Raw genomic sequence first — 16163 nt, forward strand, 5'->3', positions numbered from 1 at the left:
CCTGCCAGTCGTGATGACCTTCACGGATTAATGAATGGTCACCTGGGCTGGTCTCGCTGCATGATGAGGGTCACAGTACAGCCTGTGGTGAAAGGCTAGATTGACGGCATGACAACGCCATTCACCGTTCAGGCATGAGACCTCCAATGCGTATCAGGGAAAGCGTCATTGGTCTGCTGCTGATTGCTCCCGTCCCGGCGGTTCACGCCGAGATGGAGCCCATGAGCGATCAGGAGATGGGAGACGTCACCGGTCAGTCCATGCTTGCCCTGGATGTGACGGAATCCGGGGAGATGGATTTCACCCGCTATACGATGGGTCTGGAAGCCGATTTCCAGATGAACATGGAAGAACTGGCAGTTGGTGAGACCACCAATGGTACGGATATCGCCGTCAACAACCTTTCCTTCGGCCACATTGCCCGGCAGTCGGGGCAGCAGTTTGACGGCAGTAACTACGATGCCGGTGATATTGTTCCCTTCATTGGCCGCGATCCCTATCTGGAACTGGCGGATGACAAGAACGGCAATGTGGTTGGTTTCCGGGTCGGCTTCACGGAATCCAGGGGGACGCTGTCCGGTAATATCGGCTCGCTAACGGGGCGATTGGGCCTGGAGCTGGAAGACAGCAGCGGCAATGTCCAGCAGGGGCAGCTGCTTGATGGAAGTGGTAATGCCACCAGCCAGCGCGCGACCCATTATGGTCTCGCGGACTCCGCGAACTGTGATACCGGGACGGACTGTGCAGCCCTGAGCGCCTTCGAAACCCTCGAGATCGGCGAGTACGGTGGTGACGGGAATCCCGCCGACTTCACCAACGATTTCTTTATTTCCTTCCAGAACCAGGCAGTGGAGTGGGGCACACCGGGTGCTGATGGGTCGGTTCAGGCGGATGCCGGCGTTTTCATGAATATTCCCACGGCCATGCGTGTTGAGCTGCAAGAGCTGACCAAAGATGTGGTTTCTCCACGCAAGCGTACTGAATACATCGAGCGTGATCTGGGGCTGTTCTGAAGCCGGCATTCTGCCCTGGTGTGATCCGGTGTTATCCTGAGCGGTTGCTGTACTGAGCAGGAGAAACCGGTTTGCAGTCCTTTTTCTGGCATGACTACGAGACCTTCGGGGCCGACCCGGTGCATGACCGCCCCGCGCAGTTTGCCGGTGTCCGCACGGACCCGGAGCTCAATATCATCGGGGAGCCCATCACCCTTTACGCGCGTCCTGCGGAAGACTACGTCCCTGATCCGGTGGCGACGCTCGTGACTGGTATTACGCCTCAGGACTGCCTCAATGAGGGGGTTCCGGAAGCGGAATTCATCGGGCGGATCAATGATCTGTTCATGGAGCCGGGCACCTGTGCCGTGGGCTACAACAGTCTCCGTTTTGATGATGAGGTGACCCGGCACACGCTGTACCGTAACCTCCGGGATCCCTATGCCCGCGAGTGGAAGAATGGCAACTCCCGCTGGGACATCATCGACATGGTGCGGCTCGCCCATGCGGTCAGGCCCGAGGGCATTGAGTGGCCGACCCATGAGGATGGACGGCCGTCATTCCGCCTGGAGGACATTACCCGTGCGAACGGGATCGAGCACGGTGAGGCTCACGACGCCATGGCGGACGTGTACGCAACCATCGAGGTCGCCCGGCTCATCAGGGATCGCCAGCCGAAACTCTTCGACTATGTGCTGCAGCACCGCGACAAGCGCTCGGTGCTCTCCATGCTGGATACCTCAAACGGTAAGCCGGTACTGCACGTGTCTTCCATGTATCCGTCGGAGCAGGGCTGTTGTGCCCTGGTAGTGCCAGTGGCCGCACATCCGGTGAACCGCAACTCGGTGATCGTCTTTGATCTGAGACAGGATCCGCGGCAGCTGGAGGGGCTGTCTCCGGAGCGCATCCGGGAGCAGCTGTTCAAGCCCTCGGAGGAACGCACGGAGAGCGACGGGCCAAGGCCAGCTCTCAAGGAGATCCGTGCCAACACCTGCCCCGTTGTGGCGCCGGCCGCGCTGCTGAAGGAATTGCCGGAAGAGCGCCTCCAGCGCTTCGGACTCGACCGGGAGGCGCTTCGGGCGAATCTTGATACGCTGAGACGAATGGAGGGGCTGGCCGAGCGCCTCAGGTCCGTCTACGGAGAATCCCCGGAGAACAGTGAACGGGATCCGGATGAGGCGCTCTATTCAGGAGGCTTCATCGGGGATGCCGACCGCCGCCGTCTCCAGGAGATTGTGGAAACACCACCGGGGATTATGGGCGAGCTGGAACCGGCCTTTGAGGATCCGCGTCTGGCAGAGCTGTTCTTCCGGTACCGGGCGCGCAACTACCCGCAGAGCCTCAGTGCCGAGGAACAGGAGCAGTGGGAGCGGTTCCGTTATCAGCGTCTCATGGAGCCGGGACCAGGGTGGCGCAGTCTTCCGGGCTTTTTCGAGGACCTGCAGCAGCGCATGGCCGACTCCTCCCTGAGTCGGCGTGACCAGTTACTGCTGCAGGACCTCCAGTTCTACGGCGAGTCGCTTATTCCGTCCCTGTGACGGTTCGGGGGAAGCTGCCGTCATAGTCCAGGCCCTGGAGTGACTCAGCCTCACGGGGGACATCCCGGTGGGCGTTGATCACCAGGGCTCTGGGGTCCTCAAGAACGGCATTCCGGTAGGTGGCCATCAGCGCTTCATGGTCTATGGCCTTCACGGCTTTGATGAGCTGTTCACGGTTATCAAAGTCGTGGTTTCCGCGGTCGATTTCCTGCCAGTAGCGGTTGGCCACTTGGCTCAGACGGGTGTCGTCCTGCGCCAGACGGCTGACCACGGCCTGCTTCTGCCGCTCGAGTCTTTCCGGGTCAAGGTTTGCCAACCGTTTCTCCTGCTCCTTCAGGAAGGTGGTCACGCTTTCATCGATGCGCTTGAAGCTGTGCCTGGGGGACTGGACGATGAAGCCGATCCCAGGCGCCTCAAGCATCGGATAGTAGGTACCCTGGACGATATAGCCCATCTGCTGATTGGTTCGCAGCCTCTCATAGAAAGGTGAGGACAGAAGCTGAGCGAGCAGACGGAAGCGGGCCTGGGTGGCATAGTCCGAATCCGCGCCCTGGATATAGCGCAAGTACCCCTGGTCCGAATGCCGGACGCTGACATCCAGGCTCTGCTCTTCCGCGGCCAGTTTCCGGACGTGGGCACGGGGTACATCCGTGGGTTCCACATCCTCCATGATCAGACTGGTGACCCTAGAGCGGATATTGAGCGCCGCTGCACGCGTCATGTTGCCGTGGACGAGCATGACCGGATCCAGGGCGCTGTAGAAGCTGGCGGTATGCGCTTCCAGATCCTCGGGGGACAGATCCCCGGCCGCTTCGAGTCGTGTGGCGTGGGAGTAGACGTTAGCAAGCAGCTGCTCATGGATGGCCCCGGACGCGATCTTATAGGGAGGGCGTTCGGCCGCATTGGCGAGGTCATCACGGATCTGCTGGAGTCGTGTACGGATGCTTTCCGGGTCAAGCTCGGGATGGCGCACCCGTTCAAGGACGTCCCCCATGAGGCGGGGCAGTTTGTCGCTGTAACCGCTGAGCTTGACGGTAATGCCCCGAAGGTGGCTGTAGACCTGGTAGTCCAGTCCCGCGATGCGGGCCGGATAGGCGAGGGCATTGAGTTCGTCCCTGACCGTTTCCGCAAGCAGGCGCGTCAGCACCGCATTGCGCGCGGAGCCTGTGGCCGCAGGGGAGCGCAGGGACAGGTAGACGTTGGCACGTGGTGCCTCGAAACGGGTGTCACGGGCGTACCACAGTTCCAGAGGCCCATTGCCGCCCATGGCACGGGGACGGGGCATGTCTTCGCCGGAGACCAGGGACAGGTCCTCCGGAATGAAGGGATTGGGCTCGGGAAGTGCCAGCTGCGCGCTCCGCTCACTCCCGCCGACAAGTTGTTCCGCCTCCAGATCCGTCAGCCGGTAGGGCGTGTTGTAATAGGGCGTGGTCTGCCAGTCATCCGTTTCCTCCACGGGGGCCAGCAGGGACACCAGGACGTTGTCCGGCTGAAGGTGGCTCATCAGCTCCCGGTACACGGAGGGCTCATAGGTCTCGTAGAGCCAGGGGGCGATCACCACATCATCCGGTGCCACACGGTGCAGGCGGCTCGCCAGTGAGCTGGCTTCGTGGATCGGTTTGTCCCGCTCCCGGAAGCGCAGCTCGATGTCGTTGAGTTTCTGCTGCTCCTCAAAATACACTTGGCGGATGCCGTTCTCCCGGATCAGGTCCAGGTAGTCAAAGGTCAGGCGTACCACCTCCCGCCACTGATCGCGGCCGTCAGGCGTCAGCGACATGCTGATGTTCATCATGGCCTGATCGCCGGTGTCCATGCTCTGGCCGGCGGAGAGCTTGTCCACCAGACCGGCCTCCTTGAGGACGGCATGCAGGCTGCCCTGACCTTCGTGCCCAATCAGGTGCGACAGGTAGGACAGCGGTTTGTTGCGGTAGTCCTCCTCCGTGGAGGGAATCGGAAAGGTCAACTGCAGCTGGCGTGTGTCCCGGATTGCATCCACTTCCAGTAGCCGGGGCATCTGGCTGCCTGCGAGGAAGGGCTGCGTATAGCGGGGTGCGTCGTGGCCACGGTTGGCGACCGGCGAGAAGCGGGGAACCACCATGGATTCCAGTTCGTCCAGCGGCTGCGGGCCGATCACCACCAGCTCCATGAGGTTGGCGGAATAGTGCTGCTCGTAGAACTCGACGGTTTCCGCGCGCAGCTCGCCGTCCTCATTGGAGAGGGTGTCCAGATTGCCCACGGTAAAGCCCGCCAGAGGGTGACCTTCGGGGAAAGTCTGCTTGAGCGCCGACCAGAAACGCCGCCCATCATTGCGTTGGTGTGCCGAGAACTCGGAGTTGACCGCATTGCGTTCGCGTTCGATCAGTTCTGCGGCGAAGGTTGGCACCCGGAACTGTTCGGAGAACCGGTCCAGTGCCGGCTCCAGGAACTCGGGCTCGACGTTGAAGAAATAGTTGGTGTCCAGAGAGCTGGTGAAAGCGTTGTGCGAGCCACCATGACTGTTGATGAAGGACTTGTACTCGCCGGGGTCGGGGTAGGTCTCGGTGCCGAGGAACAGCATGTGTTCGGTGAAGTGGGCCAGCCCCGCCCGGTCTTCCGGATCGGCTCCGGCGCCCACATGCACATCCAGCGCGGCGGCGGCCTTGTCGGCCCGGGGATCGGATATCAGCAGGGCGCCCAGCCCATTCTCCAGTGTCAGGTAACGGTAGTCCGCGGTGGCTCCGGGACCGGTCTGTGGTGAGGTCCGCTGGGAGACATCAGCAGCCGCAGACTGTGCGGTGAGGCCCACCAGGGCCCCGAGTGCAAGTCCTGCCAGCCGTGCGGTGGGACGGAGTCTGAATCGAGCGGTCATGGTCGGGGCTCCTTGTCAGTGCAGGGGATCATCCTGATCGCGTTCGGTGCTCTCGGCAACCGCCGCCTCCGCCAGTTCCACCATCTGCTGAGCGCTCAGCTCGCCACTGGCGATCCGATCTAGAATGGAGTGGTAGTCCCGCAGTTGCTGGCGGTAGGGCTCAAACTGTTCCTGGAAGGCTTCGTCGATGGCCTGATAGACCATCTGGATCTGTTCGGCGCGGTCACGCCCATCGTCAGCCGCCTGGTTGATGGCTTTGAGGCAGGCTCTGGCAATGGCAATGTAGGCGTCGTTCTGCTGGTCTTGCATGATGGTGTCGGGTCGCTTGCTCATTGGGAAAGACAGGGTGACGGATTCGACATTAATGCCAATCCGGCCCATTTTCAAAGGAAACCGGCTGCTGTGGCAGCCAATTGTGTCACGTTATTCGGGGAGCATCGCTATGGCGGAACTTGAGGACATGGTCGGCCGGGTGGAATCACTGGTCGCCGCGAAGGACTGGGCTGCTCTGGCGGAACTTGATGACGAGGTCCGCCGGTGTGTGGATGAGGCTGTTGCGGATGCCGGAGAGCTCGGCCAGGAGCGGGTCAGGGCAGGGGTGGAACGGCTTCAGGCCCTCTACGCCCAGGCCCGGGAAGGATCCGAGGAGGAACGTGATGAAGCGGCTGCAGCGTTGCGTGCGAACAACCGGACGCAGAAGGCGGCAAAGGCCTATCTGGACAATCAGTAACCAGGGAACAACAGGATGTTTATAAAAACAGCGTCATAAAATTGACTCCAGCGGTCTCAGCGTCTTAAATGCGTGACAATCCCATGACGAAGAGTTCATGGAACTGTCATTAACGCCTGACCCGAGGCTGCTGCTCCGATGTCCGAGACTGCCACCGTATTTCTCGTTGTGGACGATGAACAGCGTCGCCATGACCTCCGCCTGATTCTGGAATTCATCGGCGAGGATGTGTGCGCCGCGGATCCTGAGCAATGGATCACCACCCTGGAACAGACGGAGACGCTGGGGGCGGTGGTCGTCGATGGCGAGAGCGATGCCGCGGTTGGACATCTCAATGAACTGGCTGAGCGTCAGTCCGGTGTACCTTTCCTGCAGATTGGCGAGCACAGTCTGGAAGGGCTCAGTGCGGAGGCGGAATCCCGCATCATCGCCCGCATCGCCTGGCCCCCGAACTATACCAAGTTCGTGGACTCACTCTACCGCGCCCAGGTGTACCGCGAGCAGTATGCCCGCAATGGCCAGCGTAAACAGCAGCGCGAGGTGCAGCTGTTCCGCAGCCTGGTGGGTACGAGCCGGCGCATCCAGCACGTCCGGCAGCTCATGTCCCAGGTGGCGGACAAGGAAGTCAGCGTTCTGATCACCGGCGAGTCCGGAACCGGCAAGGAAGTGGTGGCGCGCAACCTTCACTATCACTCCCCGCGCCGGGATAAGCCCTTTGTTCCGGTCAACTGCGGCGCCATTCCCGGCGAGCTCCTTGAAAGTGAGCTCTTCGGCCACGAAAAGGGCGCTTTCACCGGAGCGATCAGCTCCCGCGCCGGGCGTTTTGAGCTTGCCGAGGGTGGTACGCTCTTTCTGGATGAGATCGGTGATATGCCGCTCAGCATGCAGGTCAAGATCCTGCGTGTGCTGCAGGAACGCACCTATGAACGGGTGGGCGGCAACCGCACCATCAATACGGATGTGCGGGTGATCGCTGCAACCCACAAGAATCTCGAAACCATGATCGAGAACGGGGAGTTCCGCGAGGACCTGTATTACCGCCTCAATGTCTTCCCGCTGGAAATGCCGGCCCTGCGTGAGCGGGTGGAGGATATCCCGCTTCTCATCAATGAGCTCATCTCCCGCATGGAGAAGGAAAAGCGTGGCTCCATCCGCCTGAATTCCGCCGCCATCATGAGTCTCTGCCGCCATGACTGGCCGGGTAACGTCCGGGAACTGGCGAACCTTGTGGAACGCCTGGCCATCATGCATCCCTACGGTGTGGTGGGGGTCCAGGAGCTGCCCCGTAAGTTCCGTTATGTGGACGATCTCGATGAGTCCCATGAAACCGAGGACTCCGGTATGCCTGCGGGCATTGAGGGCATCAACAATCTGGATTCCCCGGCGCTGCTGCCGGTCAACGGCCTGGATCTGAAGGACTACCTGTCGAACCTGGAAAGGACCCTGATCGAGCAGGCGCTCAACGAGACGGATGGCGTGGTTGCCCGGGCCGCCGAGAAGCTCCGCATCCGCCGCACCACCCTGGTGGAGAAGGTCAGGAAGTACGGTCTCCGGGAAGAGACCGAGTCCTGAGTGGCGACAAAAATTTGGCTGCCACTTCCGTGTCTTTTTCCCAAGCCACTGATCAATCAATAAAAAATCAGAGTGGCATGAAACCTGCTGGCATCTCCCTGAACTGAACAGAACCCGCGCACGGGGCGCGGCGTCGGTACGGGAGAAGCCCATGAGCCAGCAGACATCCGAGCGGAACGAAGCCGCGTCCCACGACAGTGCGGCCGCGGATGCCAACGACAAGGTGACCTCCCTTTTCGGTGCCCGGCAGGAGCCGGAGACCGGCCCAGTGGATGAGGCGCTGGAACTGTTCAACCAGATGTCGCGCCAGATCACGGATTCCTACCGGACGCTGGAGGAACGGGTGAATGATCTGGCGGGGCGTCTCAGCAGCGAGGAGCGCCGCCGCCGTGATGAGCTGGAGGAGCGCGAGAAGGTCGCCAACCGGCTTTCGACCCTTCTGGACGTGCTGCCGGCCGGCGTGGTGGTGCTGGACAGCCAGGGCGTCATCAGCCAGTGCAACCCGGCGGCGGTTGAACTGCTGGAAGAACCCCTGGAAGGCCAGCGCTGGGTGGACGTGATCCAGCGGGCCTTTGCGCCGCGGCGTGATGATGGCCATGAAGTGTCCCTCAATGATGGCCGCCGGGTGAACATCGAGATCCGCTCCATGGATAACGAGCCCGGCCAGCTGATTCTCCTTACCGATCTGACCGAAACCCGTGAGCTGCAGTCACGCCTCGCGCGTTCTGAACGGCTTTCCTCCATGGGCCGGATGGTTGCCTCGCTGGCTCACCAGATCCGTACGCCACTGTCGGCAGCCATGCTCTACGCCGGCCACCTGTATGAAGAGGACCTGGATGCTGAGATGCGCGAGCGCTGTGCCGGCAAGCTGATGGCACGCCTCCAGCATCTGGAGCAGCAGGTCCGCGACATGCTGATTTTCGCTCGGGGGGATATCCGGCTCGCCGAACAGCTGGGTGTCGGCGAATGGGTTCAGGCCGTTGTCCAGAATGCGGAGACGTCACTCCAGACACGCCGGGCCACGCTCACCACACCGGATCACTGGCCAGAGGGGACCATCGCCTGCAATCGCGAGGCCCTGATTGGCGCCTGCCTGAACCTGATCAACAACAGCCTGGAAGCCGGCGCGGATGAGCTGGCGCTCGAGGTTTCCGGGCAGGGCGGCGAGGTCCGTTTCTGTATCACAGACAACGGGCCGGGCCTCTCTCCGGAAGAGGCCGAGCGCGTGACCGAGGCGTTCGTCACCACCAAGTCCCACGGCACAGGACTGGGTCTGGCAGTGGTCAACGCCGTGGTTCAGGCCCACAAGGGGCGTTTTGAGCTGGTTTCGGATGGTCACAGCGGCACCAGCGCCATTATCACGCTGCCGCTGGCCGCGCCGCACAACGGGTGATCCCGGGGATTCATCGGAGAAGTAGTCATGGCGAAACAGAAGATACTGATTGTTGAGGACGACGGGGAACTCCGCGAGGCACTGGTCACCACTCTGGAGGTCAAGCGCTACCGGGTCAGTGAGGCGGCCAGTGGTGAGGAAGCCCTGGAGAAACTGGCTTCGGCACCGGTGGATCTGGTGATCAGTGACGTGCAGATGCCCGGCATGGACGGCATCAGCCTTCTGGCAGAGATCCAGCGCCATCATCCCGGCATTCCGGTACTGCTGATGACCGCCTACGGCCGCATCGAGCAGGCGGTTTCCGCCATGCAGGCCGGTGCCGTGGATTACCTGGCCAAACCGTTTGAGCCACAGGTGCTGACGGACATTGTCTCGCGGGTTCTGGGAGGCCCTGCCTCTACCAGTGCCAACCGCGCCATTGCCGAGGATGCCGCCAGCCGGCGGATGTTCCAGCTGGCCCGCAAGGTGGCCGCCACGGACTCCACTGTGCTGATCTGTGGCGAAAGTGGCACGGGTAAGGAGGTGCTGGCGCGTTACATCCATGACGAATCCAGCCGCGCCTCACAGCCCTTTGTGGCCCTCAACTGCGCCGCTATCCCCGAGAATATGCTGGAGGCGATCCTTTTCGGTCACGAGAAGGGGGCCTTCACCGGGGCACACCAGACGTCGCCGGGCAAGTTTGAGCAGGCCAATGGCGGCACGCTGCTTCTGGATGAGATCTCGGAAATGGAGATCGGGCTTCAGGCCAAGCTCCTGCGGGTCCTTCAGGAGCGCGAAGTGGAACGGGTGGGTGGCCGCCGCAGCATCCAGCTTGATGTGCGTGTGATTGCCACCACCAACCGGGATCTCCAGGAGGATGTGGCCGCGGGCCGCTTCCGTGAGGACCTCTATTACCGGCTGGGTGTGTTCCCCCTGCAGTGGCTGCCGCTGCGCGAGCGCCGTGACGACATCCTGCCGCTGGCGGACCATCTGCTGGAAAAGCACGCCCGTCAGATGCACATGACCGGGGTTACGCTGGACCCCAGTGCACGCCGGGTTATTTACCAGTACGACTGGCCGGGCAATGTGCGGGAGCTGGACAACGCCATCCAGCGGGCCCTGATCCTGCAGCAGGGGCAGGTCATTACGGACCGGGACCTGAGCCTGGACCAGAGCATCACCGGCGCCGCACCGGCGCCGCGATCGGCTGTTCCGGAACCTGATGCGGAAGAGACTGTTGAACCGGGCGCGGAGGCTGACGCGCCTGCCCCCCAAGCCGTTGAGGCAGCCGGTGAGCCCCAGGATGCCTCTCTGGGAGATGACCTGCGCCAACGTGAGTTCCGGATCATCCTGCAGACCCTGCGTGATGAGCGTGGCCGCCGCAAACAGGCGGCCGAACGGCTGGGCATCAGTCCCCGTACCCTGCGCTACAAGCTTGCCCAGATGCGGGATCATGGCATCAACCCTGAAGAGGAGCTGGCGTTCGTCTGACGTCCCTTCCTCCTGCCTGCCCGGGCTCCGGCCCGGGCTTTTTTGTGTCAAAATCACGTCAGCACACTTTTCCATTCCGCCCCTTCCAGCCGGATTTTGCTCAGAAACTCTCTCAAGAGCCTGTAATGGAATGGAAAATTCATTCTGGCCCGTTGTTTGCTTTTCTGTCATCGAGATGAATCTGCCATGGCAGAGCCCTGAGCATTGGGAGAGGAACAATGGTTGAACGAGCTGATGTGAACTCCGTGCTGTCCGATATCCGTGCGCTGCGCGAGCAGATGCAGCAGCGCCAGCAGATCCAGCCGGACCAGCTGCGGCCGGAGCAGATGCAGCCCAGCCAGAAGCCGGGTGAGGCCCAGCAGGGCGAGGGCCCGAGCTTTATGGACACCCTCCAGGGGGCGGTCAATCAGGTTAACGAGTTGCAGCAGACCTCCTCGGACCTCAAGACCCGCTATACCCAGGGTGATCCGGATGTGGACATCACGCGGGTGATGGTCGAGAGCCAGAAAGCTTCGGTGGCATTCGAGGCCACGACCCAGGTGCGTAACCGCGTCGTGCAGGCCTATGAGAAAATCATGAACATGCCGATCTGATTCGGTTCAACGGGATATCCGCCCGCGGGCGGTGTGCGGTGACAGGAGCGCACAATGGCCAACGTACCGGCTGAAACGGAACAGACCAACCCGCCGGCCAGCGGCGGGGGAGGCGGGAGCGAAAGCAGTGCCACTGGAGGTGGCAGCAACCTGCTGATGGGCGTCAACCGGCTGACCCTGTTGCGTCAGGTGGGGCTTATCGTCGGTCTTGCCGCCAGTGTGGCACTGGCCGTGGCACTGGTGCTCTGGGCCCAGGGCTCGGACTACAAGCCCCTGGTGGGCGATATGAGTGAGTATAACCCTGCGGAGCTCACCAATGTGCTGGACAGCGCCGGGGTGGATTACCGGATTGAGCACCGCAGTGGCGCTCTTCTGGTGGCGTCGGGTGACATCCATGAAGCCCGCCTGGCTCTGGCCCGGGAAGGTGTGACCGAGGACAAGGGCATGGGCTTTGAGATCATCATGCAGGATCAGGGCCTGGGCACCTCCCAGTTCATGGAAAAGGCCCGCTTCCACCGCAGCCTGGAAGGTGAGCTGGCCCGGACCATCAGGGCCATGGGCAATGTGCGCAATTCCCGCGTACACCTGGCCATTCCCGAGGATTCCGTTTTTGTCAGTGACAACCGCAACCCCTCTGCCTCGGTCATGGTGGATCTGGGCTCCGGCAGGCGCATGGATGAAACCCAGGTGCGCTCGGTCATCAACCTTGTTGCGGGCAGTGTGCCCCAGATGAGTCGGGAGGATGTCACGGTCGTGGACCAGCGGGGCAACCACCTGTCCGCCAATGTGAACAACGAGAAAGCCCAGGAGATGGCCCAGAAGTTCCAGATGCAGCGGCGCGTGGAGCAACGGCTCAAGGAGCGGGTCGCGGGAATCCTGGCTCCGATCATGGGGCGCGACCGCTTCAACGCGGAAGTGTCGGTGGACATGGACTTCAAGGCAGTGGAGCAGGCCGAGGAGATCTTCAACCCCGAGCAGCAGGCTCTGCGCAGCGAGCAGACTGTGGAAGAGATCAACCGCCAGGGCGAGGCCGGTGGAATTCCCGGCGCGCTCTCGAACCAGCCTCCCGGCGAAGCCGAAGCACCGGAACAGGCCGGCGGCGAGGGCGGCGGCGAAGGGGGCGGCTCCCGGAGTTCGCGGACCTCATCGACCCGCAACTACGAGGTGGATCGGCTGCTGAGCTTCACGCGCAAGGAGCCTGGCTCGGTCAACCGTATGAGCGTGGCGGTAGCGGTGGATGATCTCAAGCGCACCAACCCGGAAACCGGGGAGACCACCAGTGTCGAATGGCCCCAGGCGGAACTGGAGCGCCTGACCCGTCTGGTTCGGGACGCCGTGGGCTTTTCCGCCGCGCGGGGAGACAGCGTGACCGTGGTCAACACGGACTTCGCCGAGCAGCAGGAGCCCGAGATTGAGCCTGTGCCCTTCTATGAGCAACCCTGGTTTCAGGACAGCATCCGCCCGGTGATCGCGGGCCTGGTGATCATTGCGCTGGCCCTCCTTCTGGTCCGGCCCACACTCAAGACCCTGGCCTCCGGCGGTGGTGGTGGGGGCAGTGGTGAGGCTGGTGAGTCGGACCTTGAAGGGCTTGGTGGTCTGGACGATATTGAAGGCAGTGAATCGATCCGCTCGGCCATGGGCAGTGGCGACGATCGGCTTTTGCCCGATACCGGTGAAAGCTATGATAGGGAGCTGAACGCTGTTAAAGGCCTGATTGCGGAAGATCCCGCACGGGTAGCGCAGGTGGTTCGTCAGTGGGTGAACGCGGATGAGTGAGGAAGAGAACACAGCCGGCCGGGCCCAGCCCTCGCGCAAACTGGGCCGCATTGAGCAGGCTGCGATACTGCTGATGACCCTGGGCGAGGAGGATGCTGCGCAGATCCTCAAGCACATGGGGCCGAAGGAGGTCCAGCGGGTGGGGATGGCCATGTCCCAGCTGCAGGACGTGCCCAAGAACGACGTGAACTACGTTGTGGGTGAGTTCTTCGAGGCGGTTGGCGGCCAGACCGGTCTGGGCGTTGGCGCTGATGACTACATCCGGTCGGTGCTCACCAATGCCCTGGGCGAGGAGAAGGCCGGAAGCCTCATTGACCGGATACTGATCGGCGGCAACACCACCGGCCTGGATACCCTCAAGTGGATGGAACCCCGGGCGGTGGCGGACATCATCCGGTATGAACACCCCCAGATCCAGGCAATCGTTGTCTCCTACCTGGATCCGGACCAGTCCGCCGAGATTCTGGCGTCGCTGGATGACAAGGTGCGCCTTGATGTGATGATGCGTGTGGCCTCCCTGGAGTCCATCCAGCCGCAGGCGCTGCAGGAGCTCAACAACATCCTTGAGAAGCAGTTCTCCGGGGGCGCTGGTGGCCAGGCCAGCCGCATAGGCGGTATCCAGCGCGCGGCGGACATCATGAACTACATGGACCGCAGCATCGAAGGCCAGCTCATGGACTCCGTGAAGGACATGGATCCCGATCTGGGCAGCGAGATCGAGGACCTGATGTTCGTCTTCGACAACCTCAAGGACGTGGACGACCGGGGCATCCAGGCGCTGCTCCGCGAGGTTTCCTCGGACGTACTGGTGGTGGCGCTCAAGGGCGCGGAGGACGAAGTGAAGGAGAAGATCTTCAAGAATATGTCCAAGCGTGCCGGCGAACTGCTGAAGGACGACCTGGAGGCCAAGGGGCCGGTCAAGGTCTCCGAGGTGGAGGCGGCCCAGAAGGAAATCATCACCGTTGCCCGGCGCATGGCCGAAAGCGGCGACATTGTGCTGGGTGGCTCCGGCGAGGAAATGCTTTAAATGACCCGCCACTCGCATCGCGACCGGATTCCTTCCGGCGACCTCACTGCCTATGAACGCTGGGAAATGCCGCTGCTCGACGAGAACGGGCAGCGCCGTGCGGGCGTTGAGGACGTGGAACAGGAGACGGTTCAGCCGCTGACCGCGGAACAGCTGGAAGCCATCCACAATGAAGCGCGTGACGAGGGCTACAATGCCGGCTTTGAGGCCGGCAAGACCGAAGGCATGGATCAGGGAGCCCGTGAGGGCTACCGGGTGGGTTATGACGAGGGTCACGCTGCCGGGCATGAGGCTGGGGAACAGCAGGGCCAGGAGGAAGGCCGTGAACGGGTCCGGCAGCAGGAGCAGCGGCTGCAGGAATTGATGGAGGCGCTGACCCACCCGCTACGCCAGGAGGAGGAGGCCACCGAAGCGGCACTGCTCAATCTGGTCATGGCCCTGAGCCGGTCCGTGATCCATCGGGAACTCCAGCTCGACAGCTCCCAGATTGGCAGCATCGTGCGCCGGGCCATCCAGAGCCTGCCTGACAGCGACAGTGACATGCGTATCCGTGTGCATCCGGATGACGCGGAGATGGTGCGCCAGGCGATTGACGGTGTCGCCGGTCATGCCACGGTGGCGCCGGATGAACAGATTCTGCCGGGGGGCTGTATCGTTGCCAGCAGTCGCAGCCTGGTGGACTACACTGTGGAGAAGCGCTTCCAGAAACAGGTCCAGCGGATGCTTGAAGCCCAGCTCAGTGACGGCGGAGATGGGGATCACGGGGAACTGGACGCGGTCATGGGCGAAATGAGCGATTACCACCGGGACGTGCTGGAATCAGGCGGTGAGCCTGACGACGGAAACAGTGACGGCGATGACACTCTCTGACCGCCTGGGCCGGTTTGCCCAGGCACTGCCTGAAGCCAGCGGTCCTGAGCTGAGCGGGCGTCTCACGCGCATGGTGGGGCTGACCCTGGAATGTGTGGGCTGCCCCATGGAAGTAGGCGACCGCTGCCTGATCCAGGCCGAGGACGGCAACCAGGTGGAAGCCGAGGTGGTGGGCTTCGAGAACGACCGGCTCTACCTGATGCCACTGACCGCCATCAGTGGCCTGCGGCCCGGTGCACTGGTCACGCCCATGGAAAGCGCCAGCCGCGTGCCCGTGGGAGAAGGCCTTCTGGGCCGCGTTGTGGACGGCGCCGGAGACCCCCTGGATGGCCAGGGCCCGCTGGAGGCCACGCACTATGTTCCCTTTACCGGCGCCGTCATCAATCCGCTCAACCGCACGCCCATTCGTCAGCGCATGGACGTCGGCATCCGCGCGATCAATGGCCTTCTGACCGTGGGTGAGGGCCAGCGCTTGGGGCTCTTTGCCGGCAGTGGTGTGGGCAAGTCCGTGCTCCTGGGCATGATGACCCGGTTCACCGAAGCGGACATCATTGTGGTTGGCCTCATCGGTGAACGGGGCCGTGAGGTCAAGGAGTTCATCGAGGAGATTCTCGGTGACGAGGGCATTGCCCGCTCCGTGGTTGTCGCTGCCCCGGCGGACGACTCGCCGCTGATGCGCCTGCGCGCGGCCATGCTGACCACTCGCATCGCCGAGTACTTCCGGGACCGCGGCCGCAAGGTGCTGCTGCTGATGGATTCACTCACCCGCTATGCCCAGGCGCAGCGGGAGATCGCGCTGGCGGTGGGGGAGCCGCCTGCGACCAAGGGCTATCCGCCGTCGGTGTTCGCGCGCATTCCGCAACTGGTGGAGCGCGCTGGCAATGGTGAGCGTGAGGGGGGCTCGATCACAGCCTTCTATACCGTATTGACCGAAGGTGATGACCAGCAGGACCCGATTGCGGATGCAGCCCGTGCCATTCTGGATGGCCATATGGTGCTTTCCCGGGAGCTGGCCGAGGAAGGTCACTACCCGGCGATTGACGTGGAAGGCTCCGTGAGCCGGGTCATGCCCCACGTGGTCTCCGCGGACCATCTGCGTCAGGCTCAGCGTTTCAAGCAGCTGTATTCACGCTACCAGCAGTCCCGGGATCTGATCAGTGTCGGTGCCTACCAGAAGGGCGCGGACCCGGAGACGGATCTGGCTATCGACAAAATGCCGGAAATGCGTCAGTTTCTACAGCAGGGGCTCGATGAAAGTGCGGGCTTCACGGAAGCCTCAAAGGCACTGGACGCCATTGTTGGCGGACAGGGGAACGACAATGGCGATGCCGAAACAGGTGCACGGTAATGGGTG

Annotated in this window: 13 protein-coding genes; 11 read left to right on the plus strand and 2 right to left on the minus strand. The window is 62.4% G+C overall.

Features of this window, described 5'->3' with window-relative positions; all coding sequences use genetic code 11:
- Positions 1 to 146: 146 nt before the first annotated feature.
- Both F3089_RS02430 and sbcB read left to right on the plus strand, forming a co-directional pair.
- On the plus strand, positions 147 to 1013 hold the full coding sequence (locus tag F3089_RS02430; protein WP_151439282.1) for a DUF6160 family protein: 867 nt from the start codon (positions 147 to 149) through the stop codon (positions 1011 to 1013).
- Positions 1014 to 1084: 71 nt separating this feature from the next.
- The gene (gene sbcB, locus F3089_RS02435; RefSeq protein WP_151439283.1) at positions 1085 to 2530 is read left to right on the plus strand and encodes an exodeoxyribonuclease I; all 1446 of its coding nucleotides are present in this window, start codon (positions 1085 to 1087) and stop codon (positions 2528 to 2530) included.
- On the opposite strand, the gene F3089_RS02440 is transcribed toward sbcB, so the two are convergent.
- Together F3089_RS02440 and F3089_RS02445 are read right to left on the minus strand one after the other, a co-directional pair.
- Positions 2514 to 5378, minus strand: a complete 2865-nt coding sequence (locus F3089_RS02440) for an insulinase family protein (RefSeq protein WP_151439284.1) — start codon at positions 5376 to 5378, stop codon at positions 2514 to 2516. The genes sbcB and F3089_RS02440 overlap by 17 nt on opposite strands.
- A gap of 15 nt (positions 5379 to 5393) precedes the next feature.
- On the minus strand, positions 5394 to 5711 hold the full coding sequence (locus F3089_RS02445; RefSeq protein WP_202405641.1) for a hypothetical protein: 318 nt from the start codon (positions 5709 to 5711) through the stop codon (positions 5394 to 5396).
- Between the two features lie 109 nt (positions 5712 to 5820).
- On the opposite strand from F3089_RS02445, the gene fliT reads away from it, so the two are divergent.
- From fliT to fliI, 9 genes are all read left to right on the plus strand, one after another.
- Positions 5821 to 6108 carry a flagellar protein FliT gene (gene fliT / locus F3089_RS02450; RefSeq protein WP_192497254.1) on the plus strand — a complete coding sequence of 96 codons (288 nt, stop codon included), beginning with the start codon at positions 5821 to 5823 and terminating at the stop codon, positions 6106 to 6108.
- Between the two features lie 138 nt (positions 6109 to 6246).
- The gene (locus F3089_RS02455) at positions 6247 to 7680 is read left to right on the plus strand and encodes a sigma-54 dependent transcriptional regulator (RefSeq protein ID WP_151439287.1); all 1434 of its coding nucleotides are present in this window, start codon (positions 6247 to 6249) and stop codon (positions 7678 to 7680) included.
- Positions 7681 to 7831: 151 nt separating this feature from the next.
- Positions 7832 to 9073: a sensor histidine kinase gene (locus tag F3089_RS02460; RefSeq protein ID WP_151439288.1), complete on the plus strand. Its 1242-nt coding sequence runs from the start codon at positions 7832 to 7834 to the stop codon at positions 9071 to 9073.
- Positions 9074 to 9100: 27 nt separating this feature from the next.
- Positions 9101 to 10543: a sigma-54-dependent transcriptional regulator gene (locus F3089_RS02465; RefSeq protein ID WP_151439289.1), complete on the plus strand. Its 1443-nt coding sequence runs from the start codon at positions 9101 to 9103 to the stop codon at positions 10541 to 10543.
- Positions 10544 to 10761: 218 nt separating this feature from the next.
- Positions 10762 to 11136 carry a flagellar hook-basal body complex protein FliE gene (fliE, locus tag F3089_RS02470; protein ID WP_151439290.1) on the plus strand — a complete coding sequence of 125 codons (375 nt, stop codon included), beginning with the start codon at positions 10762 to 10764 and terminating at the stop codon, positions 11134 to 11136.
- Positions 11137 to 11190: 54 nt separating this feature from the next.
- Positions 11191 to 12912 (plus strand): flagellar basal-body MS-ring/collar protein FliF, encoded by a 1722-nt coding sequence (gene fliF / locus F3089_RS02475; protein ID WP_151439291.1) that lies wholly within the window; start codon positions 11191 to 11193, stop codon positions 12910 to 12912.
- On the plus strand, positions 12905 to 13939 hold the full coding sequence (gene fliG / locus F3089_RS02480) for a flagellar motor switch protein FliG (protein WP_077531644.1): 1035 nt from the start codon (positions 12905 to 12907) through the stop codon (positions 13937 to 13939). The genes fliF and fliG overlap by 8 nt, the downstream gene beginning before the upstream one ends.
- Positions 13940 to 14809: a flagellar assembly protein FliH gene (locus F3089_RS02485; protein ID WP_151439292.1), complete on the plus strand. Its 870-nt coding sequence runs from the start codon at positions 13940 to 13942 to the stop codon at positions 14807 to 14809.
- Entirely contained in the window at positions 14796 to 16157 is a 1362-nt protein-coding gene (gene fliI / locus F3089_RS02490; protein ID WP_151439647.1) for a flagellar protein export ATPase FliI, read from the plus strand. The genes F3089_RS02485 and fliI overlap by 14 nt, the downstream gene beginning before the upstream one ends.
- The last annotated feature ends 6 nt before the right edge of the window (positions 16158 to 16163 follow it).

Origin of the sequence: Halospina sp. K52047b, from assembly GCF_008709855.1 — a bacterium.
GTDB classification, from domain to species: Bacteria; Pseudomonadota; Gammaproteobacteria; order Pseudomonadales; family Oleiphilaceae; genus Halospina; species Halospina utahensis_B.